The 22,503-nt window shown below is 61.7% G+C and carries 21 protein-coding genes; 8 read left to right on the plus strand and 13 right to left on the minus strand.

Annotated elements, in window-relative coordinates:
* Nucleotides 1-8: 8 nt before the first annotated feature.
* From AACY25_RS16450 to AACY25_RS16460, 3 genes are all read left to right on the plus strand, one after another.
* Entirely contained in the window at nucleotides 9-1,355 is a 1,347-nt protein-coding gene (locus AACY25_RS16450; RefSeq protein WP_339525943.1) for a tryptophan--tRNA ligase, read from the plus strand.
* 197 nt (nucleotides 1,356-1,552) lie between these two features.
* A complete protein-coding gene (gene zapE, locus AACY25_RS16455; RefSeq protein WP_339525945.1) occupies nucleotides 1,553-2,647 on the plus strand; it encodes a cell division protein ZapE in 1,095 nt (364 codons plus the stop codon).
* A gap of 138 nt (nucleotides 2,648-2,785) precedes the next feature.
* Entirely contained in the window at nucleotides 2,786-4,126 is a 1,341-nt protein-coding gene (locus AACY25_RS16460; RefSeq protein ID WP_339525947.1) for a DEAD/DEAH box helicase, read from the plus strand.
* Between the two features lie 140 nt (nucleotides 4,127-4,266).
* On the opposite strand, the gene AACY25_RS16465 is transcribed toward AACY25_RS16460, so the two are convergent.
* The 6 genes from AACY25_RS16465 to AACY25_RS16490 form a co-directional block, all read right to left on the minus strand.
* Complete coding sequence (locus tag AACY25_RS16465; protein WP_339525949.1) at nucleotides 4,267-4,581, minus strand: hypothetical protein; 315 nt, start codon at nucleotides 4,579-4,581, stop codon at nucleotides 4,267-4,269.
* A gap of 83 nt (nucleotides 4,582-4,664) precedes the next feature.
* Nucleotides 4,665-5,120, minus strand: a complete 456-nt coding sequence (locus AACY25_RS16470; protein ID WP_339525951.1) for a PAS domain-containing protein — start codon at nucleotides 5,118-5,120, stop codon at nucleotides 4,665-4,667.
* 11 nt (nucleotides 5,121-5,131) lie between these two features.
* The gene (locus AACY25_RS16475; RefSeq protein ID WP_445262158.1) at nucleotides 5,132-6,100 is read right to left on the minus strand and encodes a response regulator; all 969 of its coding nucleotides are present in this window, start codon (nucleotides 6,098-6,100) and stop codon (nucleotides 5,132-5,134) included.
* Nucleotides 6,101-6,298: 198 nt separating this feature from the next.
* Nucleotides 6,299-7,540 carry a TIGR03862 family flavoprotein gene (locus tag AACY25_RS16480; protein WP_339525955.1) on the minus strand — a complete coding sequence of 414 codons (1,242 nt, stop codon included), beginning with the start codon at nucleotides 7,538-7,540 and terminating at the stop codon, nucleotides 6,299-6,301.
* 65 nt (nucleotides 7,541-7,605) lie between these two features.
* The gene (gene phaC, locus AACY25_RS16485) at nucleotides 7,606-9,282 is read right to left on the minus strand and encodes a class II poly(R)-hydroxyalkanoic acid synthase (RefSeq protein ID WP_339525957.1); all 1,677 of its coding nucleotides are present in this window, start codon (nucleotides 9,280-9,282) and stop codon (nucleotides 7,606-7,608) included.
* A 122-nt stretch (nucleotides 9,283-9,404) separates the two neighbouring features.
* Nucleotides 9,405-10,310: an alpha/beta fold hydrolase gene (locus AACY25_RS16490; RefSeq protein WP_339525959.1), complete on the minus strand. Its 906-nt coding sequence runs from the start codon at nucleotides 10,308-10,310 to the stop codon at nucleotides 9,405-9,407.
* Between the two features lie 401 nt (nucleotides 10,311-10,711).
* Here AACY25_RS16490 and AACY25_RS16495 point away from each other — a divergent pair, with 401 nt between their 5' ends.
* A complete protein-coding gene (locus AACY25_RS16495) occupies nucleotides 10,712-11,845 on the plus strand; it encodes an aminotransferase class V-fold PLP-dependent enzyme (RefSeq protein ID WP_339525961.1) in 1,134 nt (377 codons plus the stop codon).
* An 81-nt stretch (nucleotides 11,846-11,926) separates the two neighbouring features.
* Here the strand turns inward: AACY25_RS16495 and AACY25_RS16500 are convergent, their stop codons facing one another.
* The 4 genes from AACY25_RS16500 to AACY25_RS16515 all read right to left on the minus strand — a co-directional run bounded on the left by AACY25_RS16500 (nucleotide 11,927) and on the right by AACY25_RS16515 (nucleotide 15,502).
* On the minus strand, nucleotides 11,927-12,211 hold the full coding sequence (locus AACY25_RS16500) for a hypothetical protein (protein ID WP_339525963.1): 285 nt from the start codon (nucleotides 12,209-12,211) through the stop codon (nucleotides 11,927-11,929).
* A gap of 316 nt (nucleotides 12,212-12,527) precedes the next feature.
* The gene (locus AACY25_RS16505; RefSeq protein WP_339525965.1) at nucleotides 12,528-13,352 is read right to left on the minus strand and encodes a class I SAM-dependent methyltransferase; all 825 of its coding nucleotides are present in this window, start codon (nucleotides 13,350-13,352) and stop codon (nucleotides 12,528-12,530) included.
* Between the two features lie 13 nt (nucleotides 13,353-13,365).
* Complete coding sequence (ampC, locus tag AACY25_RS16510) at nucleotides 13,366-14,526, minus strand: class C beta-lactamase (RefSeq protein ID WP_339525967.1); 1,161 nt, start codon at nucleotides 14,524-14,526, stop codon at nucleotides 13,366-13,368.
* Between the two features lie 55 nt (nucleotides 14,527-14,581).
* Nucleotides 14,582-15,502 carry a histone deacetylase family protein gene (locus AACY25_RS16515; RefSeq protein WP_339525969.1) on the minus strand — a complete coding sequence of 307 codons (921 nt, stop codon included), beginning with the start codon at nucleotides 15,500-15,502 and terminating at the stop codon, nucleotides 14,582-14,584.
* Nucleotides 15,503-15,686: 184 nt separating this feature from the next.
* Here AACY25_RS16515 and tesB point away from each other — a divergent pair, with 184 nt between their 5' ends.
* Nucleotides 15,687-16,556, plus strand: coding sequence for an acyl-CoA thioesterase II (gene tesB, locus AACY25_RS16520; RefSeq protein ID WP_339412638.1), 870 nt, complete (start codon nucleotides 15,687-15,689; stop codon nucleotides 16,554-16,556).
* A complete protein-coding gene (locus tag AACY25_RS16525; RefSeq protein WP_339525972.1) occupies nucleotides 16,553-17,140 on the plus strand; it encodes an HAD family hydrolase in 588 nt (195 codons plus the stop codon). Before tesB ends, AACY25_RS16525 begins: the two co-directional genes overlap by 4 nt.
* Nucleotides 17,141-17,296: 156 nt before the next feature.
* Here the strand turns inward: AACY25_RS16525 and cueR are convergent, their stop codons facing one another.
* Complete coding sequence (gene cueR, locus AACY25_RS16530) at nucleotides 17,297-17,695, minus strand: Cu(I)-responsive transcriptional regulator (RefSeq protein ID WP_339412642.1); 399 nt, start codon at nucleotides 17,693-17,695, stop codon at nucleotides 17,297-17,299.
* Between the two features lie 82 nt (nucleotides 17,696-17,777).
* The gene (locus tag AACY25_RS16535; protein ID WP_339525974.1) at nucleotides 17,778-20,165 is read right to left on the minus strand and encodes a heavy metal translocating P-type ATPase; all 2,388 of its coding nucleotides are present in this window, start codon (nucleotides 20,163-20,165) and stop codon (nucleotides 17,778-17,780) included.
* A 214-nt stretch (nucleotides 20,166-20,379) separates the two neighbouring features.
* Here AACY25_RS16535 and AACY25_RS16540 point away from each other — a divergent pair, with 214 nt between their 5' ends.
* Complete coding sequence (locus AACY25_RS16540) at nucleotides 20,380-20,592, plus strand: heavy-metal-associated domain-containing protein (RefSeq protein ID WP_339525976.1); 213 nt, start codon at nucleotides 20,380-20,382, stop codon at nucleotides 20,590-20,592.
* On the opposite strand, the gene AACY25_RS16545 is transcribed toward AACY25_RS16540, so the two are convergent.
* On the minus strand, nucleotides 20,579-21,223 hold the full coding sequence (locus AACY25_RS16545; RefSeq protein ID WP_339525977.1) for a TetR family transcriptional regulator: 645 nt from the start codon (nucleotides 21,221-21,223) through the stop codon (nucleotides 20,579-20,581). The two genes, AACY25_RS16540 and AACY25_RS16545, sit on opposite strands and share 14 nt — an antisense overlap.
* A 138-nt stretch (nucleotides 21,224-21,361) precedes the next feature.
* On the opposite strand from AACY25_RS16545, the gene AACY25_RS16550 reads away from it, so the two are divergent.
* Nucleotides 21,362-22,501 (plus strand): efflux RND transporter periplasmic adaptor subunit, encoded by a 1,140-nt coding sequence (locus AACY25_RS16550; protein ID WP_339525979.1) that lies wholly within the window; start codon nucleotides 21,362-21,364, stop codon nucleotides 22,499-22,501.
* Nucleotides 22,502-22,503: the final 2 nt, after the last annotated feature.

Genomic DNA, 22,503 nt, shown 5'->3' on the forward strand with positions numbered 1-22,503 from the left:
CGAACGTTATGACCACTCGTATCCTTACCGGCATCACCACCACCGGCACGCCGCACTTGGGCAACTACGCGGGCGCGATTCGCCCGGCCATCGTTGCCAGCCGCGCCGCCGATGCGGATTCGTTCTACTTCCTGGCCGACTACCATGCGCTGATCAAGTGCGATGACCCGGCACGGATTCAGCGCTCGCGCCTGGAAATCGCCGCAACCTGGTTGGCACTGGGCCTGGATTCCGATAAGGCGACCTTTTACCGTCAGTCGGATATCCCCGAGATTCCCGAGCTGTGCTGGCTGCTCACCTGTGTGGCTGGCAAGGGCCTGCTGAATCGCGCCCATGCCTACAAGGCCTCAGTGGACAAGAATGTCGAGCAGGGTGAAGACCCGGACGCTGGTATCACCATGGGCCTGTTCAGCTACCCGGTGCTGATGGCGGCGGACATCCTGATGTTCAACGCGCACAAGGTGCCAGTCGGCCGTGACCAGATCCAGCACGTGGAAATGGCCCGCGATATCGCTCAGCGTTTCAATCACCTGTTTGGCCAGGGCAAGGAGCTGTTTACCCTGCCCGAGGCGGTGATCGAAGAAGATGTAGCGACTCTGCCGGGCCTCGACGGTCGCAAGATGAGCAAGAGCTACGACAACACCATCCCGTTGTTCGGCAGCGCCAAGCAGCTCAAGGATGCCGTAGCGCGGGTCGTAACTGACTCCAAACTGCCGGGCGAGCCGAAAGATCCGGACAACTCGCACTTGTTTACCCTGTATCAGGCCTTTGCTGCGCCGACTCAGCAGGCGGACTTCCGCGCTGCACTGGAGGGCGGTATGGCCTGGGGCGAAGCCAAGCAGGCGCTGTGCAACCTGCTGGAAGCTGAGTTGGGCGAGGCGCGTGAGCGTTATCACGCGCTGATCGAAAAGCCCGCCGACCTGGAAGATATCCTGCTGGCCGGCGCCGTCAAGGCACGCAAAACCGCCACGCCGTTTCTCGGCGAGCTGCGTGAGGCCGTGGGCCTGCGCTCCTTCCGCAGCCAGGCTACCAACCAAACGGGCGAGAAGAAGAAAGCCGGCAAGAGCGCGCGCTTTGTCAGCTTCCGCGACGACGACGGCAGCTTCCGCTTCCGCCTGCTGGATGCCGCTGGTGAGCAGCTGCTGCTGTCCAAATCCTTTGCTGATGGCAAGGCTGCCGGCATGGTCAACAAGCGTCTGCAGTCCGGCGAAGCACTAGATGTGCGCGAGCAGGATGGCGGTTTCGGCGTATGGCTGGACAGCGAGTGCGTGGCACAAAGCCCGGCATTCGCCGACAGCGACGCCTGTCAGGCGGCGATTCAGCGTCTGCGTGAGGCCTTGGCACCACAGGAATAAGGCGGATGTAGGATGGGTTGAGCCAGCGATACCCATCAATCGGCAGCATGGTTATTGCTGCGCTCAACCGACGCGGCCCGACCGATCCTACGGCTGCACTAATCGGATTTCCGCCCGCCCGCGGTGCTGGCCGATTGCCAATCAACGGGGGCGTCGCTAAAGTGACGCCCCCGTTTTACTTGCCCGGCTAACGAATTATGACTCCCCTAGAACGCTACCAGGCCGACCTCAAACGCCCCGACTTCTTCCATGATGCCGCCCAGGAAACTGCGGTGCGCCATCTGCAACGCCTGTACGACGAGCTGGTGGCTGACTCCAAGAGCAAGCCGGGGCTGTTGGGCGGGCTGTTTGCCAAGAAGCGCCAGGGGCCGGTCAAGGGCCTGTACTTCTGGGGCGGCGTAGGCCGTGGCAAGACCTACCTGGTCGATACCTTCTTCGAGGCGCTGCCGTTCGAGCAGAAAGTCCGCACTCACTTCCACCGCTTTATGAAGCGCGTGCACGAGGAAATGAAAACCCTCAAGGGTGAGAAGAACCCGCTGACCATTATCGGCAAGCGTTTCGCCGATGAGGCGCGGGTGATCTGCTTCGACGAATTCTTCGTTTCCGATATCACCGACGCGATGATCCTCGCCACCCTGCTGGAGGAACTGTTCAAGAACGGCGTGACCCTGGTGGCGACCTCCAATATCGTGCCCGACGGGCTGTACAAGGATGGTCTGCAGCGCGCGCGCTTTCTGCCGGCAATTGCCCTGGTCAAGCAGCACACCGACGTGGTCAACGTTGACAGTGGTGTGGACTATCGCCTGCGTGCGCTGGAGCAGGCCGAGTTGTTCCACTGGCCGCTGGATGCAGAGGCCGAAGTCAGCCTGGAGAAGAGCTTCCGCAGCCTGCTGCCCGAGCACTGTGTGGTGGAAGAGAACAAGCCGCTGATGATCGAGAACCGCGCGATCATGGCCCGCAAGGAAGGCGATGACGTGGCCTGGTTCGACTTCCGCGAACTGTGCGACGGCCCGCGCAGCCAGAACGACTACATCGAGCTGGGCAAGATCTTCCACGCGGTGATCCTGTCCAACGTCGAGCAGATGAGTACCGCCAAGGACGATATGGCGCGGCGCTTTATCAACCTGGTGGACGAGTTCTACGACCGCAACGTCAAGCTGATCATCTCCGCCGAAGTGGAGCTCAAAGACTTGTACACCGGTGGTCGTCTGACCTTCGAATTTCAGCGCACCTTGAGTCGCCTGTTGGAAATGCAGTCCCACGAGTTCCTGTCGCGCGCGCACAAGCCGTAATCGCGCTTACCAGCGGCTGCCCCGTTCAGTGGCAGCCTGCTGGCCTCGCCGCCTGTATATCCGTCGAAGACAACCGGGCCGTCTGCGCTCTGGCAGGATAAACTGTGCGCCATTGTCTTCCTGTCTTGCGGTAACCCTATGACCTTTGCCTCCCTCGGCCTGATCGAGCCTCTGCTGCGCACCCTCGACAGCCTCGACTACAAAACCCCCACCGCTGTGCAGGCCCAGGCCATCGTGCCGGTTCTGCAAGGTCGCGATCTGATGGCCGCAGCGCAGACCGGCACTGGTAAGACCGCAGGCTTTGCCTTGCCGGTGCTGCAACGGCTGATGATGGAAGGGCCAGAGGTGGCGAGTAATTCGGTGCGCGCGCTGGTGCTGGTGCCGACCCGTGAGCTGGCCGAGCAGGTGCTGCAGAGTTTTATCACCTACGGCCAGCACCTGCCGCTGCGCAGTTATGCGGTGTATGGCGGGGTCAGTATCAATCCGCAGATGATGAAACTGCGCAAAGGCGTGGACGTGCTGGTGGCCACCCCAGGCCGCTTGCTCGACCTGTTCCGGCAGAACGCGGTGAAGTTCAACCAGGTGCAAACCCTGGTGCTGGATGAAGCCGACCGCATGCTCGACCTGGGTTTTGCCAATGAGTTGGACAGTGTGTTCCGCGCACTGCCGAAAAAGCGCCAGACTCTGCTGTTCTCTGCGACGTTTTCCGAAGCGATCCGCAGCATGGCCGGGCAGATGCTCGATGACCCGCAGAGCATCGAGGTCAGCCCGCGCAACGCCGCGGCCAAGTCGGTCAAGCAGTGGCTGATCCCGGTGGACAAGAAGCGCAAGAGCGAGCTGTTTCTGCACCTGTATCAGGCCAAGCGCTGGAGCCAGGCGCTGGTGTTTGTAAAAACTCGCAAGGGCGTCGATGAACTGGAAGCCGAGATGCAGCGCCACGGCATCAGCGCCGACTCGATCCACGGCGACAAGCCCCAGGCTACGCGCCAGCGTGCCTTACAGCGTTTCAAGGATGGCGAGGTCAAGGTACTGGTGGCCACCGACGTGGCGGCCCGCGGCCTGGATATCGACGACATGCCGCTGGTGGTCAACTTCGACCTGCCCATCGTCGCCGAAGACTATGTGCACCGCATCGGCCGCACCGGCCGTGCTGGCGCGGTTGGGCAGGCAGTGTCGCTGGTCTGCGCCGATGAGGTGCAGCTGCTCTCGGCCATCGAGACCCTGACCCAGCAAGTGCTGCAGCGCGTCGATGAACCGGACTTTATCCCCGATCACCGCGTACCGCAGACCTTACCAGGCGGCCAGGTGGTGAAAAAGCCGAAGAAGGCCAAGAAACCAAAAGTGGTCGGCGGCGGCAAGGGCGGCAGCCTGGGGCGCTGGATGGAAGCTGACGAGCCGGCCGCACCGTCGGTCAAGGCGGTGCGCAAGGTGCCGAGCTTTGGCGGGAAAGCAGGTAAGCCAGGCAAATCTGCCAAGTAACCTTAGTTGCGGCTGCCTGCGCCGCTTTCAGTTGCTTCTTGTGGGTGGCGGCAGCCGTAGGGTGGACAACGCAAAGCGTGTCCACCGCAGGGGCTAAATGTTCTGCGCAATCCGCCAGAGCACGCCGCTGGGGTCGATGATCACGAAGTCGCGCATGCCCCAGGGCTGATCCTGTGGCGGCACCAAGCGTACGCCGAAGCGCTCGCCAAGCTGCCATCCACCACCTTCTGCCACCAGGCATCGACGTCTTCCACCAGCAGGTGCATGACGAAGTTCTCCGCCTGCTCCACGACATAGAAATTCTGCAGCAAAAAGGCGCAGTGATCGCCATGGCTGAAATAGGCCAGGTCATCGCCGACCCAGCCTGGCTTGAAGCCCAGCGCCTGATAGAACGCCTGACTCAAGGCGAAATCGCGGGCCGGTACGAAGGTTTTCAGTTCAACGCTTTGCAACATCGGATGATTCCTGCACGAGTGGGGCTCGAACAGGCTATTAACGGTTGCGACGGCCCTCTGCCGGGGCCTGACGAAGGGCGAGATTAACGACTGGCTTGCGCCGCCGCCAGCTGCTTCTTGTGGGTAGCGGCGGCGGTCATGTCGTAGATCACCACACAGATATGTTCGACCTCACCAGTGGCGCCCGCCAACGGTAGCAGGGTGACGTTCTGGTACATAAAGTCTTCCTGCCCGGTGATCGGCTGGTAGTTCTTGAAGTGCATCAGGTACGGATGCTGCTCCCACAGGCTGAACGCGCGCGTGCCGAGTTGCACCACGGTGTCGACCTTACGTTTTAGCCATACCTCGTTGATCTCTGGGAACAGGTTGAACAGGGTTTTGCCGTGCACCTCATCCGGGCCCATGCCGGAGTGGTTTTCCATAAAGCTGTTCCACACTTCGACCTGATATTGACGGTCAAGCACGATGACGCCGACGTCGATGCACTGCACGATGTCGAGCAGCCAGTGCACTTCTTTGATATCAATCTGTGCGGGCATGGGCGTACCGCCTAGTTCATCAGGTAGTTGATTTTGTTGGTCAGGCGTTTGATCGAGTCTTCGGTAAACAGCAGCAACAGGTCGAAGTGGATGTTGTGCGCCTCCAGGCTATAGCTGACTTCCACCGCGAGGGTCTTCTTCCAGCGGCGCTGATTGAGGTGAATCAGTTGCTCGATGGAGGAATGTTGGCCGAGTAGTTGCGGGTGCCCCTGGGAAAACCGCACATCAATCTGTTCGGCGATCCCGGCCAGGCAGGCGCCGATCAGAATGCTGGCCAGATCCAGAAGCATTTCCGAGGTTTCCAGATCATCTTTCGGCTGCCACTTAAGCAGGCGCGCCATATCGGAAACTTCCGAGTCATGGAACAGCAGCAGCGATTCGCCGGCGATGCCATCACCGATAAAACCCTGACATACCGCGCTCATGCGTTCGCCATGCATGGCGTCGGTGAGGGTCATATGCAGCTCGCTGACCTCGAATATATTCACCTGAGGCACCGGCAACTGCACAAAAACGCCGAGAGCCTTGGCCAGTAACGCAGCGGCGCGGCCCATGGCGACGTTGGTGATTTCGCGCAGCGCATCGCGGAAATTGACCTTGAGTTCATCGAGCACCGCGGCCTGGGCGATAGCGCCAGGTGTCGCCTTGGGGTCGAACAGGCCGAGTTCGAGGAGAGTGGCGCGCAGTATCTCGGGGTCGGCGGGCTTCTTGATAAAGGCCAGGGCGCCGAGTTCCTTGACCCGGCGTAGCGCCTCCTGCTGCACATCACCGGAAACCACCACCACCTTGCAAGCCAGGCCTTCGGCGCGCAGCGCAGCAAGGGTTTCGTAGCCGTCCATCACCGGCATAGTCAGGTCCAGTAGCATTACCTGGCCCAGCCCCTGGCGCAGCGCAATCAGGGCTTCCTGGCCATTGGTAGCCTGGCTGATGGTCACCGGCCATTCGGGCGGCAGGGCGCGGATCAACTGCTTGCGCGCCATGTTCGAGTCGTCACAGACCACTAGAGGGATCACGGCTGGAGGTTACCTATGCGCGTTGAAGAACACCGCTCTGGGGCGGTTTCTCTCAAGCATAGTCGTTTGAAATTGCGCGCGGAGGCTCTTAGAGCGTGTTAGCGGTCCTGCGCGCCGGTTTATCACGCAGCTAGGGCGCGATACGCAGTTGATCGAAAACAGGTCTTACTCGGCCGGATTTTGCAGCCATTCAAGCATGCCGTGGGCGGCGATCCGTCCGCTGGCAAAGCAGGCGGTCAGCAGGTAACCGCCGGTGGGGGCCTCCCAGTCGAGCATTTCCCCTGCGCAGAAGGTGCCGGGCAGTGCCTTGAGCATCAGGTTGTCGTTCAGCTGTTCGAAGGGCACGCCGCCGGCCGTGCTGATGGCTTCATCAAGCGGCCGTGGGCGGTTCAGGGTGATGGGTAGGGTCTTGAGTGCATTGGCTAGCAGCAGCGGATCGTTGAAGGTCTCGGAGCTGGCCAGTTCGCGCAGCAGCGCGGCTTTGACCCCGTCGATCCCGGCTTGGCGATGCAGGTGTTTGGCCATCGACTGTGAACCGCGCGGTTTGCTCAGGGCTGCTTGCAGCTTGGCCAGTGGCGTTTGCGGCAGCAGGTCGAGGTGTACGGTGGCGCTGCCATGCTGGTTGATTGTTTCGCGAATCTCAGCCGACAGGGCATACACCAGGCTGCCTTCGATACCGCTGGCAGTCAGCACGAATTCGCCCAGACGCGGCGCTGCGTTGGGCAGGTTAAGGCTGACGTTTTTTAGCGGCGCTCCTGCGAACTTGTCTCGCAGAAACGGGCTCCAGGCGCTGACATCAAAGCCGCAGTTGCTCGCCTGCAAGGGCGATATCTGCACGCTGCGTGCTTGCAGCAGACTTACCCAGGCGCCGTCTGAGCCCAGCCTCGCCCAGCTGCCGCCGCCTAGCGCCAACAGGGTGGCGTCGGCGGTGACCAGCCGTTCGCCTGTGGGCGAGGCGATACGCAGTGCACCGTGGTTATCCCAGCCCAGCCAGCGATGCCGGGTATGGATCTGCACGCCGAGTTCGCGCAGGCGCTTGAGCCAGGCGCGCAGAAGCGGCGCGGCTTTCATATTGCTGGGGAATACTCGGCCTGAAGTGCCAACAAAAGTGTCGATGCCCAGGTCATGAATCCAGGCACGCAGGGCGTCGGCATCGAAATTCTGTAGCAGCTCGGCCACCTCGCTCTGGCGCTTGCCATAGCGGGCGACAAAGGCCGGTTTGGCCTCCGAGTGGGTGATATTCATCCCGCCCACGCCAGCCAGAAGAAACTTGCGTCCCACCGAGGGCATGCTGTCATACAGCGCGACCTGCACGCCGGCCTGGGCCAGCACCTCGGCCGCCATCAGCCCGGCGGGGCCACCGCCGATAATCACAACTGTTGAGAGAACGGCAGTACGGGTAGTCATGGGTGGGCATCAGGCAAGAGAGGCGGGCATTCTAACCGAGCACCCGCCACAGTAGCGCCTGGCCGTTAGCGTGTGCGCACATAGAGGCCAGGGGCGGCCTCCTGTGGCGGATACTGCGGGTTGCCCAGCGCTCGTACCCGCTCGCGCTGCTTGCCGGAGCGCTGTTGAACCCATGCCAGCCATTCGGGCCACCAGCTGCCTGCCTGCGGTTGCGCTTGTGCGTGCCAGTCGCGCGGGGTGTCGCTTAGTTGCGTAGTGTCGAAGAAGTTGGCTTTGGGGTTGCCCGGTGGGTTGAGAATGCTCTGGATATGCCCGCTGTTGGACAGGATAAAACGCTTGTTGCCGCCCAATAGCTGGGTAGAGCGATAGACCGCCTCCCATGGGGTGATGTGGTCATTGACCCCGGCCACATTAAAGCTGTCGACCTTAACTTTTTGCAGGTCGATGGGCGTTCCGCAGACTTCCAAACCGCCGGGCCGCGTCAGCGGGTTGTGCTGAAACAGCTCGATCAGCTCGTGGTGCAGCTTGGCCGGCAGGCGGGTGTTGTCATTGTTCCAGTAGAGGATGTCGAAGGCCGGCGGGCGCTTGCCGAGCAGGTAGTTATTGACCCAATAGTTCCAGACCAGGTCATTGGGGCGCATCCAGGCGAACACCTTGGCCATGTCACGCCCCTCCAACACACCCTGCTGGTCGGAGCGCCGTTTGGCGGCTTCCAGGGTTTTGTCGTCGGCAAACAGCATGGCCGGGCTGTCGATCCGGCAATCCAGCAGGCTGACCATATAGGTGGCGCTGGCCACCTTGCGCAGCTGTCGCTTGGCCTGCAGATGGCCTTGCAGGGCGGCAATGGTCAGGCCGCCGGCGCAGGCGCCGATCAGGTTGACCGAGGCGCTGGCGCTGATCGCCCGACAGACATCCAAGGCTTCGTCGAGGGCCTGTACATAGCTCGACAGGCCCCAGTCGCGATGCTGCGGCTGTGGGTTGCGCCAGCTCAGCACGAACACCTGAAGGCCATTTTTCAGGGCGTACTGGATAAAGCTCTTCTCCGGCGCGAGGTCGAAGATATAGAACTTGTTGATCTGCGGCGGCACGATCAGCAGCGGCTTGGCGTACTGCTTCTCGCTCATCGGCTGGTACTGGATCAGCTCCAGCAGCTCGTTGCGAAACACCACCGCTCCCGGAGTGATAGCCAGATTGCGGCCGACCTCGAAGGTCTGCTTGCACACCTGGCTGGGCATGCCGCCGTTGTGCAGCAAATCGTCGAGTAGGTGGCGGGTGCCCTGGATCACGTTGCGCCCACCGGTGTTGAACAACTCCTTGACCGCCAGCGGGTTGAGCGGGCTATTCGACGGTGCCAGGGCATCACTGAGCATGCCCAGCACGAAGCGCGCTCGCGCCTGATCATCGGCGGGCAGATTGCTCTCTTCGACCCAGGCGTGCAGTTGCTTCTGGCAGGCCAGATAGGACTGCAGGCTGCGTCGATAGAACGGGTTGAGGTGCCAGGAGGGGTCCTTGAAGCGCGCATCCTTGGGGCACGGCTGATGCACCGTGTCGCCCAGCAATACGCGCCGCAGCTGTCCACCCAGGGCCAGCGCATGGCGGGTGCTGTGGATCGGCTGCTTAATGCCCTGGCGGGCCAGGGTGCCCAGGGTGGATAACAGGTTGCGACCGCGCAGGCTGCTTTGTTCGCTTTGGAGCACGGCGGCGGGGATGGGCAGGGGGCCCGAGACGGGTTTCTCTCGCATTACAGATCACACTCCATTGTTATTGCGACAGGGCGGCGTGCGGCAAGAACAGACGACGCGGCACGGGTGCAGCCAGTTCCTTTGTGCACAGCCATAAGCCCTAGTCCGGCTTGGCTTGACGGTCAAGTCGCCAGACAGGTGTTGGCGCTATGACGGTATTGGTTGTCCTTTGTCTGCTGGTCATGCCGTTGGTTCAACCAACTCGAGGGGCGCAGAAAATCCAGCAATGCGTGGCGGCAGGCGTGCCAGGCCGCCTGGTGTTCCATGTCGAGGAAATGCCCGCTGTTGCTGATCATGCGGAACTGGCTCTGCGCAGCGTATTCGGCGAACAGGCGAGCGTCCGCCGCCGTGGTGTATTCATCCCGTTCGCCATTGATAAACAGCAGCGGAATGGTGATGGCCGCAGCGCAGTTGAGATAGCCCTGGGTGTTCTGGCTCAGCACTTCGTGCACGTGCCAGTGCATCTGCCGGTATTCATGCTCGTCCAGGCTGCTGATATGGCGATAGTTGAAGCGCTTGAACAGCGGTGGCAAGTGTTTGCCGATGCAGCCATTGATCAGCCGGCCGATCTGCTCGCGGTCGCACGCATGCAAGTAGTTCAGGCCGTTTTGCAGGTAGTCGCGCATTGGCGGGTTGAGCCGTGCCGAGAACGAGGCGATCACTGCCTTCTCGATGCGCGGCGGGCGCTGGGCCAAGGCTAGCAAGGTAGCCGCGCCGCCCCAGGAAAAAGACAGCACATGGTCGGCGGCAAAGTGCTCGATCAGTTGCAGCAGTATGTCGGCTTCATCTTCCTTGCGCAGCGGCTGCTTATGCCAGTTGTGCGGGCGTGACTGGCCGGCATAGGGCTGGTCGTAGAGCACCACATTGAAGTGCGGCCGCAGGTAACGCAGGGTCTGCGCGAAGGATGCGGTGGTGGCCAGCGAGCCGTTTACCAGAATGATGGTCTTCTCGGCGGTTGGGTTGCGATAGTGCTCGGTATGCACTCTGTACTGAGGGTGAATCTCGACGATGGCAGTTTCCGGTGTCATATCTCTAGCCTCCTGGCACGAGTTACGTCCGGCGCACAGCTGATTGTGCGCTGGGCGATGGAGCAGACAATGAAGCGCTGGCCCCCCCCCAGGGGTGGTCAGAGGTCTTCGCAAATAAGCGATTGGTATTGAATGACTGCACAGCTTTGTTAGTACCGCGCTTCACTGCATGGGTACTGCCCCAAAAATACGATACTGGTAAGTCTGTATGTGACTATGCGGTCAGATTTAACCAGCTGCACGCGTGAGGAAGCAAGTCGGCTGGTTGTTTATTCTGTCTATTAGCGCACGATGCTGTTTATGAGGTGCTTGTGGCGGTGGGGCTCTGGCTTGCCCTAAACCTTGTTATTTACCCCGGCTTCGGGCAGGGTCGATGGATACATTTCTGACAGGAGCGCCTTATGTCTGACCTCTACCCCAGCATCGACCCCGACGGCCTGATCGAATACTCGGTGGTCTACACCGACCGCTCACTCAACCATATGTCGCAGTCGTTTCAGGGCGTGATGAGGGACATTTCCAGCACTCTGAAACAGGTCTACAACGCCCATGCGATGGCTATCGTGCCCGGTAGCGGCACCTACGGCATGGAAGCGGTGGCGCGCCAGCTGGCCAGCGGGCAGAAGTGCCTAGTGCTGCGCAATGGCTGGTTCAGCTACCGCTGGACACAGATTTTCGAGATGGGCCAGATCCCCTCGGAATCGATTGTGCTGAAGGCGCGGCCGGTTGCCGAAGGCGGCCAAGCGCCCTTCAGTCCGCCGCCGCTGATTGACGTATTGGCGACGATCGCCGCAGAAAAACCGCAGGTGGTTTTCGCCCCGCATGTGGAAACTTCCTCGGGAATGATCCTGCCGGACGGCTATCTGCGTGCCGTGGCCGATGCTGTGCATGCCGTCGGCGGCCTATTGGTGCTCGACTGCATCGCCTCCGGCACCCTCTGGGTGGATATGCAGGCGTGCGGCATCGACGTGCTGATCAGCGCCCCGCAAAAAGGCTGGAGCGCTTCGCCGTGCTGCGCTCTGGTGATGCTCAGCGAAGCCGCCCAGACTCGCGTCGAAGCTACCCAGAGCAGCAGCTTTGCCTGCGACCTGAAAAAGTGGCTGCAGATCATGCAAGCCTACGAGCAGGGCGGCCACGCCTACCACGCCACCATGCCCAGCGACGCTCTGGCACGCTTTCGCGACGCCATGCGCGAGGCCGAAGCCATCGGTTTTGCCACCGTGCGCCAGCAACAGCAGGAACTCGGTGAGCGTGTGCGCGCCTTGCTAGCCAGTAAAGGGTTCAAGAGTGTTGCCGCCGAAGGCTTCGAAGCCCCTGGTGTGGTGGTTTGCTACACCTCTGATGGCAGCATCAAAAACGGCAGCAAATTTGCCGCCCAAGGTCTGCAGATCGCCGCCGGCGTACCGCTGCAGTGTGATGAGCCGGCGGATTTCCAGACCTTCCGCTTAGGGCTGTTCGGACTGGACAAGCTGGGCAATATCGAGCGCACCGTGACGACGTTGGAGCAGGCGCTGGATAAGGTGTTGGCGGGGTAGCGCAATAAAGAGACGAGCCCGAACTTGATGCCGGGCTAGCTCTTGTCGGTTTACGGGCGGCTTAAGGTTGTAAGCAAGCGGCTAGACAAAAGGCTGCCCGCCGAAGCCCCTGGGTAGCCGTTGTTGACCTGGTAGGTCGGTGAGCCGTTGTTGCCAGGATGCCCGCCAGTCATTGCTGGTGTGGGCGATCTTGGCTTTGCGTGCGGCTCGTCGCGCCGCGTTGCGTGCCGCTGTGCGATTTTCCTTAAACACTGCGGTGCCGCGGCAGCTGCGGCATTTCACCTGAGTCAGTTCAGTGGTGGAACTGAGGTTGCTGCCATGGTGGCCGCAGGCGAGATGGCCGTCGACTCGGTAGTGAGTAACCATAGGTGTATCTCCTTGGCAAAGTATGCGCTGCGCAGCGTAGAACCCCGAGATCGCCAAAGACGTGATCGCTTGAGCGCGCTGCCATGGCGTCAATCACGCCGCAGCCGAGGGTCTTGATGGCCTTGCGCCTGTGCAAGAAGCCAGGGGTGACCTAGCCCCTGGCTGGATCGCAACCTCGTCGCCGGTTTGAACACGCACCGGATTGCTCAGCCGCGATCCCATCACTGCTTTAGACCCCCGAGTTTGGGGCCGGTTCGTTGGCGAGGCCTCCTGCGCGTAGGATGGCTATCGCTGCGCTCAAGGCCATCCTACGGTTTCACCCGACCTTGACTGCCTGCAGGGTATAGCTCAGCGGCAGTCTTTGCGGCTGGTTGTTCAGCCGCCATTCGCCGTCTTTACCCAGAGTCATCTGGCCCGGCAGGGCTTCCCAGGGGATGCTGGTGTGTTCTTCCAGCGCGATCAGGCGCATGCCGTGGCGTAGCAGTGCCGTGATGATTTCACCCAGGCTGTGGTTCCATTCGTGGGTAGTGGTGGCAGTCAGCTTGCTGTCGCTGACGACATAGCTGTACTCGTCATTCCAGACCTGCGGCTGGCTATGTTCAAAGTAGGAGTGGATCATCTGCAGCGCATCCTGGCAGTCCTGATCGAGCGTCATCAGTACGGGGTGCATCTCGCGCAGAAACAGACGTCCGCCGGGTTTCAGCAGAGCCGCGACATTGCGCGCCCAGTCGTTAATATGCGGTAGCCAGTTCAGTGCACCAATGCCCGTATAAACCAGATCGAACGACTGCGCGCCGAGCACCTTGGCGGCGTCGTAGACCGAGGCTTCGACAAATTCGATGTGCTCACCGCAGCTGCTCGCCAGTTTGCCGGCTTGCTCCAGCGAGGCAGCGGAAAAGTCCAGGCCGCTCATCTGCGCGCCCAGGCGGGCCAGCGACAGGGTGTCGGTGCCGATATGGCATTGCAGGTGCACCGCACGCAGGCCGCGGATATCTCCGAGGCGCGGCAGATCAAAACGCACGACTTCGGATAGATGCTCGGGCGAGGCGATAAACAGCGGTATTTGGTAATCGGGCGAAGCCGCATGCAAGGCGGCGCGCTCGTTCCAATTGGCTTTGTTCAGGGCAAACGAGTCATCCATGACGGTATTCCATTCAATGTGTGGGGGAGTGCTTTCCCAGCGCGCTCAGGATGGCGTGCGCGGCCTTGATTCTGGCAGCGTTGGGGTAGTTCTTGTTGGCCAGCAATACCAGGCCGAGATCCTGACTGGGGACAAACACGGCGTAGGCGCCAAAGCCGCCGGTGGAGCCGGTTTTATTGAATAGGCTGTCGCCCGGCTCGAGCTCTGGTGGCAGCAGGCGTGTTACGGGTTGCGCTTCCAGGGCCATGGCCGGGGAGTTACCAGCTTGCAGGCGTTCCAGGCTGATCGGGTAGCGGTAGCGTTCCCAGCCGAGGCCCTGGGTCATTTCGCCGACGCGGTAATAGCCCGCATGGGTCATGGCGATGGCGCGCTGGAGGTCAGGGTTGAGGCCGGCCGGGCTGAGGTTGGCCTGGACAAAACGCAGCATATCCTTGGCGTTGGTTTTTACCCCGTAGGCTTCGGCATCGAGCATGCCCGGCGTCACCCGCAGGGGCTGGTTGTCTTTGCTATAGCCATAGGCGTAGCGCGGCATCTGCGCCGCTGGCACCTGGATATAGCTGTGCGGCATACCGAGTGCGGGGAATAGCGTGCCCTCCATCAGCGTGGGGAATGGCTGGCCCATGCTGCGCGCAGTGAGATAGCCAAGCAGGCCAATGCTGGGGTTGGAGTAGCGTCTGTGAGTACCTGCGATATGTTCGGGCTGCCACTGACGGTAATAGGCGAGCATGCTGGCCGGGTCGGTCACGTTGTCGGGGAATTGCAGCGGCAGCCCGCCGGCGGTGTAAGTGCCGAGATTGAGCAGGCTGGCGTGTTCCAGCTGGCTGCCGCGCAGCTCGGGCCAGTGCTGGCCAGCGCTGTCCATCAAGGTCAGCGTGCCGGTGGCCTGGGCCAGAGCGGCGAGGGTGGCGGTGAGCGGTTTACTCAGCGAGCCGATTTCAAACAGGGTGTCGCTGGTTACCGGCTGCTGGTCGTCCAGGCGTGCCACGCCATAGTTGAAGTAGTGCGCCTGGCCGTTGTGGCTGATCGCCACGGCCATGCCGGCGATATCGTATTCCGCCATCACCGGGCGGATGCTGGCGTCCACCAGCGACTGCAGTGTGTCGGCTGCGTGTGCGGCACTGCCGAATGCCAGTGCGGCCAGCAGGGTCGGCAGGGTGCTGAGTTTTCCGTACATGCTTTGCAGGTTCCTTAGTTGTGGTGTGCGCGATGTGACCGCGCAGGCAGCGCTTTTATCCCAGCCTGCGGGCTTGCCAGACTTTGGCGGCGCTGTGGTGCAGGATGCCGTGGCGTCGGGCTAAGGCGTGGCGGTCCTTGTCGTAGCCGCCGCCGATCAGTCCGACCACCGGGATATCGCGGCTCAGGCAGTGGTTGAGCACGGCTTCGTCACGGGCAGCGATGCCGGTGTCCGTCAGGTTGAGGTAGCCGAGGGCGTCGTGCTGGTGCACATCGACGCCGGCGTCGTAGAGCACGATGTCCGGCTGATACAGCGGTAGCAGGTAGTTGAGGGTGTCATCAACCACCTTCAGGTACTCGGCGTCACCCATGCCGTTGGGCAGGGGGATATCCCAGTCGCTGAGCGCCTTGCGTGCCGGGTAGTTCTTTTCGCAGTGCAGTGAAACGGTGATCGCCTCCGGGGTGTTTTCCAGCAGGCGCGCGGTGCCATCGCCCTGGTGCACGTCGCAGTCGAAGATCAGTACGCGTTGGGCCTTGCCGCTGGCCAGCAGGTACTGACTGATCACCGCCAGGTCGTTGAAGATGCAGAAACCGGCCGGGTGATCGTAATGCGCATGGTGGGTGCCGCCGGCCAGGTGGCAGGCCAGGCCGTGTTGCAGGGCTTGCTCGGCGGCCAGCAGCGAACCGCCCACGGCGCGAATGGTGCGCTGGGCCAGGGCGGCGCTCCAGGGCAGGCCGAGGCGGCGTTGCTCTTCATAAGCCAGTTCGCCGCTGGCGAAACGCTGGATATAGGCCGGGCAGTGGGCCAGGGCAAGTACCTCGGTTGGGCATAGTTCCGGGCGTAGCAGCTCGGCGTCGGTGCTCAGGCCGCTATCGATCAAGTGATCGCGCAGCAGGCGAAACTTCTCCATGGGGAAGCGGTGGCCAGCAGGGAAGGGCGGGCTGTAATCGTCGTGATAGACCAGCGGCAGGCGCATGGTGGCAGGCTCAGGCGGAAGTGGCCGAAGTATGGCGGCAGGTTTGTACGACACTCAAGCCCGGCTGCCGATTGGCCAGAATGCTGCCATTATTGTCCGCATCCATCTTTCAGTCGGGCCGACAAGCCTTGGCAAAGCCTTTACCATCTCGCCCCCAGTCAGGTGCGTTTACAGGAGAGCATGCATGAGTCAGGTGTTGAATGAGTTGGTCGCGCTGCTGACCCTGGAAACCATCGAAGAAAATCTATTCCGCGGTGTCAGCCAGGACCTCGGTTTTCGCCAGTTGTATGGCGGTCAGGTGCTCGGTCAGTGCGTCTCGGCGGCCAGCCAGACGGTGGATACCGCGCGGCATGTGCATTCCATGCACGGCTATTTCCTGCGCCCCGGCGATGCCACGCTACCGGTGGTGTATCAGGTTGAGCGCGTGCGTGACGGCGGCAGCTTCAGCACGCGGCGGGTAACCGCGATCCAGAAGGGCAAGCCGATCTTTACCTGCAGCGCGTCGTTTCAGTTCGATGAGGAGGGTTTTCATCACCAGAACCCGATGCCAGAGGTTCCGGGGCCTGAGGGGCTGAAATCGGAAACCGAACTGGCGCGCATGGTCGTCGATGCCTTGCCCGAGCGCATGCGTGAGCGGGCGGTGAGTGATAAGCCGATTGAGATTCGCCCGGTCACAGTGGGCAATCCCTTTGCGCCGAAACCCTGCGAACCGGTCAAACATGTATGGTTCCGCGCGGCCGGCGAGCTGCCGGATGATCCGCAGCTGCACAAATATCTGCTGGGCTACGCCAGCGACTTCAATCTGCTGACCACTTCGATGCTGCCGCATGGCGTCTCGGTGTGGCAGAAGTTTATGCAGGTCGCCAGCCTCGACCACTCGCTGTGGTTTCACGGCAATCTGCGCATGGACGACTGGCTGCTCTACAGCATGGATAGTCCCTGGGCCGGCAATGCCCGTGGCTTCTCCCGTGGCAGCATCTTCAATCGCCAGGGCCAACTGGTGGCCTCGGTCGCACAGGAGGGCCTGACCCGCGTGCGTGAGGACTGGAAGTGAGTCTGAGCGGTGCCCGTCATTGGGTGTTCGATATGGACGGCACCCTGACCCTGGCGGTGCACGACTTCGAGGCAATCAAGCGGGCGTTGGATATTCCCCTGGAAGACGACATCCTTGGCCATCTGGCCGCATTGCCTGCCGCTGTGGCTGCGGCTAAGCATGCTTGGTTGCTGGAGCATGAGCGCGAGCTGGCGCTGACCGCCGCGCCGGCTCCAGGGGCGATTGAGCTGGTGCGCGAGCTGCACCGGCGCGGCTGTCGCCTCGGCATTCTCACCCGTAATGCTCATGAACTGGCGCTTCTGACCCTGCGCGCCATCGGCCTGGATGACTGCTTTGCTGTGTCGGACGTGATCGGCCGCGATGAAGCGCCGCCCAAGCCTGATCCGGGCGGCCTGCTGCACCTGGCCCGGGCCTGGAAAGTGGCGCCAAGCGAGCTGGTGATGGTTGGCGATTACCGTTTTGACCTGGAGTGCGCCCGCGCTGCCGGGGCACGCAGTGTGCTGGTGAACCTGGCGGAAAATTCCTGGCCGCAGTTGGTCGATCATTTCGCCGTGGATTGCAGGGCCTTGCAGCAGGCGTTGTAGGGTGGCTCGGGGCGCGTCGCTAACGCTCTTTTTATCCCCCCATTCAGCTCCCAATTTTCAAGGGCTGCAGTTGTAGGGTGGATGGCGCTCTTTTCATCCACCTGGGGTGACAACTGGTGGATGGGTGAGGCGTCATCCACCTTACGGGTTGGCTGTTCAATGGCAGCAGCCGGATTCCAGATCCTTGAGGATCGGGCAGTCCGGGCGGTCGTTGCCCTGGCAGTTTTCCATCAATTCCTTGAGGGTGTCGCGCAGGCCGCTGAGTTCGCTGATCTTGCGCTCCAGTTCGGCAATATGCCCTGCGGCCAGGGCTTTGACATCGGCGCTGGCGCGTTGGCGGTCCTGCCACAGGGCCAGTAACTGGCTGACTTCGGCTAGGGAAAAGCCCAGATCGCGCGAGCGTTTGATAAACGCCAGGCGATGCAGGTCCTGCTGGCTGTACTGGCGGTAGCCGCTGTCCGTGCGGCCGGCCTCGGGTAGCAGGTCGATGCTTTCGTAGTAGCGAATCATCTTGGCGCTAAGGCCGGTTTTCTTGGCGGCTTGGCCGATATTCATCTTTCTTGCCTCCCATCTTGCGGTCAGTCCGTGAAGTCGTGATGCGGGCAGGGGACGCCCAGTCCCATGGCCGCAAATGGACTTATTCGCGGTCTTTCGGTTTCCAGGTTTTCAGCAGTAATGCATTGCTCACCACGCTGACGCTGGAAAGTGCCATGGCCGCGCCGGCCAGCATCGGGTTGAGCAGGCCGGCGGCCGCTAGCGGAATACCGATCAGGTTGTAGGCAAAGGCCCAGAACAAATTCTGGCGGATCTTGTTGTAGGTGCGTTTGCTGATATCCAGGGCGTCGGCTACCAGGCGCGGGTCGCCACGCATCAGAGTAATGCCGGCGGCGTGCATGGCCACATCGGTGCCGCTGCCCATGGCGATGCCGACATCAGCGGCGGCCAGCGCCGGCGCGTCGTTGATGCCGTCGCCAACCATGGCCACCACCGCAGTTTTCTTTAACTCCGTGATGATTGCCGCCTTGTTCGCCGGCAGCACCTCGGCATGTGCGACGGTGATACCCAGCGCTTGTGCCACGGCGTGTACGCTGCCCTTGTTGTCGCCGCTGATCAGGTGGCTGTCGATGCCTTGTACGGTCAACGCGGCAATGGCCTGCTGCGCGCCGTCCTTGAGTGTGTCGCCGAAGGCAAACAGACCGAGTACCTGCGGTTGTGGCGCTAACTCGACGAGCCAGGACAGGGTGCGGCCTTCAGCTTCCCAGGCCAGCGCTTCGGCGATCAGCGTCTGGTTCTGCAGCCAGTGCTCTTCCAGTAGGCGCTTGTTGCCTAACGCCAACTCTCGCTCGTCGATCTGGCCGGCAATGCCTCGCCCGGCCAGGGCTTTGCTATGGCTGACTTCAGCGAGTATCAGGTGGTCTACCGCACATTGATCCAGCACGGCTTTGGCCAGCGGGTGTTCGCTGCCGCGTTGCAGGGCCCCGGCCAGCTGCAGCAGTTGTGTGGTGTTACCGTTGACGGCTTGCATGTGGGCGATGCGTGGCGAGCCAGAAGTGAGCGTGCCGGTTTTGTCGAAGGCCACCAGATTGACAGCGTGGGCGACTTCCAGGGCTTCGGCGTCCTTGATCAGGATGCCGTGGCGCGCCGCCACACCCGTGCCGGCCATGATTGCCGTGGGGGTGGCCAGGCCCAGAGCGCAAGGGCAGGCAATCACCAGCACCGCTACGGCATTGAGCAGGGCGCTTTCATATCCAGCGCCGAGTACGAGCCAGGTGATCAGGGTGGCCAGGGCGATCAGCAGCACGCTGGGCACGAAGATCCGGCTGACTTTATCCACCAACTTCTGGATCGGTGCCTTGGCGGCTTGGGTGTCTTCGACCAGTCGAATAATTCGCGACAGCACGGTCTCCGCACCCAGTGCTGTGGTTTCAATCAGCAGACGACCCTCGCCATTGATCGATCCGGCCGTTATTGGGTCTCCCGGCTGCTTGGGCAGTGGCAGGCTTTCACCGCTGATCAGTGCTTCGTCAGCATGGCTTTGACCTTCCTGCACCACGCCATCGACCGGAAAGCGCTCGCCCGGCTTGACCACGATGCGGTCGCCCAGTTGCAACTCGCCCAGCGCCACCCATTGTTCGATACCGTCCTGCAGACGTAGGGCACGCTCAGGCCGCAGCGCCTGCAGGGCGCGAATGGCGCTGCTGGTCTGGCGTTTGGCGCGGCTTTCCAGGTATTTGCCGAGCAGAATCAAGGTAATGATCACTGCCGAGGCTTCGAAATACAGATGGGCCATCTCGCCAGCGGGCGTGAACGCCCACTGGTACAGGCTCAGGCCATAGGCGGCGCTGGTACCGATGGCCACCAACTGATCCATATTCCCGGCACGGGCGCGCAGAGCGCTCCAGGCCGCGCGGTAGAAGCGTGCGCCGAAGATAAATTGCACCGGCGTGGCCAGGGCGAACTGCAGCCAGGCCGGCAGCATCCAGTGCAGGCCGAAAGGTTCGACGAGCATCGGGATAACCAGCGGTACGGTCAGCACAATCGCCAACAACAGCATCCTGCGTTCGCGTTGCAAGTGCTCTTCGGCGGCTGGCTTGGCCTGCACGGAATCGTCCAGCAGGCTGGCACGGTAGCCCGCCTGGCTGACGGCCTGCAGCAAGGCGTTGTGCTCAGTACCGCGCATCACCTGCAACAGTGCGCGTTCGCTGGCCAGGTTGACACTGGCCGAGAGCACACCCGGTTGTTGTGCCAGAGCCCGCTCAATGCGTCCTGCGCAACTGGCGCAGGTCATACCTTCTAGATTCAGCTCCAGGCGTTCGCTGGGCACCGCATAGCCGGCCGCGCTGACGGCGTTAACCAGCTGTTCCAGGCTGTCGGCAGGCGCTTCGACTCGCGCCTGTTCACTGGCCAGGTTGATGCTGACACTGGCGACATCGGTCACCTTGGCCAGGGCGCGCTCGACCCGCCCGGCGCAACTGGCGCAGGTCATGCCGCTGATGGGCAGGTTGAAGGTGGTGAGGCTGGGCATGGGTGGTCCTCCATTGAATTCCCGCACAGGATCAACCTTGCCACGCTGGCAAGGTCAAGCGTTGTCTTATGGCAGCCACACTCTTCGGGCCGTCGCTGTGCAACGTTAAAAATCGCTCCCGGCGATTTCTTATCCCTTGACCTTGCCCTTATGGCAAGGCCAAGACTGCAGCTGTGCGGTTACCATGACGGCTTATTTATTCAGGAGGTTGTTTATGCAGGTTTCTCAGGTTCACGCATTCCGGGTTGATGGCATGACCTGTCAAGGTTGCGTCAAGACCATCACCGAGGCGCTATTGGCCGTTGACCCGGCGGCTGATGTGAAAGTGAAGTTTCCCGGTGGTGAGGTGCGAGTGAGCAGCAGTGTGCCGGTCGATCAACTGATGGTCGCCATCGTCGAGCAGGGTTACGGCGTCAGCCTGGCGTAAGCACGGCAGCGTCTGGCCAGTCGCGGATTAGCCCGCGGAAGCAGGCGTCAATCATCGGCGCGGCGTCGCTGAGCGGGTCGAACAGGTTGGGGTCGCGCGACCAGTCGTAGAACAGGCCGATCAGCAGCGCATGCACGGTGCGCGCAGCCAGGCGTGGCGTGAGGCCGGCATGCAGGCGCAGGCGCACTGACGGCGTGTTGAACTGCTGCTCGCAGAGCGCGATAAACAGGTTGATAAAGGCTTCTTGGCGCTCTTCGGCCTCGCGCAGCTCTTCGGTGAATTCACACCTGCGTAGCAGGATGGTGAAGATGCGCTTCTTCTGCGGCTCGCGCGCTAGGTTTTCGATGGCCTCGATACATAGCTCTCGCAGGGTCTGCAGCGGGTCGTGCTCAGGACAGCCGCGCATGCGCTCAGCCAACTGTTCCGGCGGCAAACGCACCTGATTGAGCATGGCGTTGAACAGATCGGCCTTGTTGGCAAAGTGCCAATACACCGCACCGCGTGTCACTCCGGCATGCCGGGCGATGTGTTCCAGGCTGGTATGCGCTACGCCCTTTTCCAGAAACAGCGTTTCGGCGGCCTCAAGGATGGCGCGACGGGTTTTCTCGGCTTCTTCTTTGGTTCTACGCATGGCGATAGGCGTATTTCTGGCTAGGCTCAGGACAAAGTGTAATGAACTTAAGGGTAATGTTCTATTTACAAACACTTATGTATGTATCTAGCATTGCCGGCCTCAAACGTTGCGCCCTGCGTTTATTCGGAGACATCCATGCGTTTTCCCCGTCGTCTGCCGGCCACTGCCGGTTCCTTGCTGTTGGCTTTTCTGGCCACTCCACTGTTTGCCGCCGACGCTCCGCCAGCACCCGAGGTGGTGGTGGAAACCGTCAAGGCTGAGGCTCTGCCGCTGGAGCTTGAGTACTCCGCGCGTACGGCCGGTTTCCGTGAGGTGCAGGTGCGGGCTCAGGTCAGTGGCATTCTGCAGGAGCGCACTTATCTGGAGGGGAGTCAGGTCAAGCAGGGCCAGGTGATGTTCCGCATCGACCCGCGCACCTACCAGGCCGCGCTGAGCCGCGCCAAGGGCGCGCTGGCGCAGGAGCAGGCGCGTTATCGACAGACCGAGCGCGACCTCAAGCGCATCCGCGAGCTGCAGAAAAAGGGTTTTGCCAGTGAGAGCGAGCTGGACAATGCTGTCTCCAACTTCGAGCAGAGTAAGGCCAATATTCAGGCTGCCGAGGCCGAGGTGCAGTCCAAGCAGATCGACCTCGACTACACCACGGTGAAAGCGCCCATCTCCGGCATCACCAGTAAAGAGACCGTTTCCGAAGGCAGCCTGATGGTAGCCGGTGATCCGAATGCCAGCCTGTTGAGCAACATCACCCAGCTGGACCCGATCTACGTCAACTTCGCCGCACCAGACTCCGATGTGGAAAGCGTGCGCAGCGGCTTGCAAAACGGCAGCCTGGTGCTGCCGGAAGACGGCAAGATGGGCGTGCAGATCAAGCTCGGTAACGGCAGTATCTACCCGCTGGAAGGCAAGGTGGATTTCACCGATAGCCTGATTGATCGCGGCACCGGCACCGTCAGCGCTCGCGCGGTGGTGCCTAACCCGGATCAGACGCTGTTGCCGGGCCAGTTCGTTCGTGTGCAGGTCAAGGGCTTGAGCATTCCCAACGCCATGACCCTGCCGGAACGCGCAATTGCCCAGGGCCCAAGTGGCACTTTTGTCTACGTAGTGGACGATGGCGGTGTGGCGCGTGTGCGTCAGGTCACCACCGGGCACACTGCCAACGGGCGCTGGGTGATTGTTTCCGGTATCAGTGTTGGTGATCGGGTGATCGTCGAGGGCTTGCCGAAGGTGCGTCCGGACAGCCCGGTAAAAGTTGCCGCCCCAGCTGCCAGCCAATCCTAAGG

It is taken from the genome of Pseudomonas sp. EA_35y_Pfl2_R111 (genome assembly GCF_963970955.1).
GTDB lineage: Bacteria > Pseudomonadota > Gammaproteobacteria > Pseudomonadales > Pseudomonadaceae > Aquipseudomonas.

Coding starts and splice junctions, on each gene's coding strand:
- AACY25_RS16450 (WP_339525943.1), top strand. CDS start 9: ATGACCACTCGTATCCTTACCGGCATCACCACCACCGGCACGCCGCAC.
- zapE (WP_339525945.1), top strand. CDS start 1,553: ATGACTCCCCTAGAACGCTACCAGGCCGACCTCAAACGCCCCGACTTC.
- AACY25_RS16460 (WP_339525947.1), top strand. CDS start 2,786: ATGACCTTTGCCTCCCTCGGCCTGATCGAGCCTCTGCTGCGCACCCTC.
- AACY25_RS16465 (WP_339525949.1), bottom strand. CDS start 4,581: ATGTTGCAAAGCGTTGAACTGAAAACCTTCGTACCGGCCCGCGATTTC.
- AACY25_RS16470 (WP_339525951.1), bottom strand. CDS start 5,120: ATGCCCGCACAGATTGATATCAAAGAAGTGCACTGGCTGCTCGACATC.
- AACY25_RS16475 (WP_445262158.1), bottom strand. CDS start 6,100: ATGGCGCGCAAGCAGTTGATCCGCGCCCTGCCGCCCGAATGGCCGGTG.
- AACY25_RS16480 (WP_339525955.1), bottom strand. CDS start 7,540: ATGACTACCCGTACTGCCGTTCTCTCAACAGTTGTGATTATCGGCGGT.
- phaC (WP_339525957.1), bottom strand. CDS start 9,282: ATGCGAGAGAAACCCGTCTCGGGCCCCCTGCCCATCCCCGCCGCCGTG.
- AACY25_RS16490 (WP_339525959.1), bottom strand. CDS start 10,310: ATGACACCGGAAACTGCCATCGTCGAGATTCACCCTCAGTACAGAGTG.
- AACY25_RS16495 (WP_339525961.1), top strand. CDS start 10,712: ATGTCTGACCTCTACCCCAGCATCGACCCCGACGGCCTGATCGAATAC.
- AACY25_RS16500 (WP_339525963.1), bottom strand. CDS start 12,211: ATGGTTACTCACTACCGAGTCGACGGCCATCTCGCCTGCGGCCACCAT.
- AACY25_RS16505 (WP_339525965.1), bottom strand. CDS start 13,352: ATGGATGACTCGTTTGCCCTGAACAAAGCCAATTGGAACGAGCGCGCC.
- ampC (WP_339525967.1), bottom strand. CDS start 14,526: ATGTACGGAAAACTCAGCACCCTGCCGACCCTGCTGGCCGCACTGGCA.
- AACY25_RS16515 (WP_339525969.1), bottom strand. CDS start 15,502: ATGCGCCTGCCGCTGGTCTATCACGACGATTACAGCCCGCCCTTCCCT.
- tesB (WP_339412638.1), top strand. CDS start 15,687: ATGAGTCAGGTGTTGAATGAGTTGGTCGCGCTGCTGACCCTGGAAACC.
- cueR (WP_339412642.1), bottom strand. CDS start 17,695: ATGAATATCGGCCAAGCCGCCAAGAAAACCGGCCTTAGCGCCAAGATG.
- AACY25_RS16535 (WP_339525974.1), bottom strand. CDS start 20,165: ATGCCCAGCCTCACCACCTTCAACCTGCCCATCAGCGGCATGACCTGC.
- AACY25_RS16540 (WP_339525976.1), top strand. CDS start 20,380: ATGCAGGTTTCTCAGGTTCACGCATTCCGGGTTGATGGCATGACCTGT.
- AACY25_RS16545 (WP_339525977.1), bottom strand. CDS start 21,223: ATGCGTAGAACCAAAGAAGAAGCCGAGAAAACCCGTCGCGCCATCCTT.
- AACY25_RS16550 (WP_339525979.1), top strand. CDS start 21,362: ATGCGTTTTCCCCGTCGTCTGCCGGCCACTGCCGGTTCCTTGCTGTTG.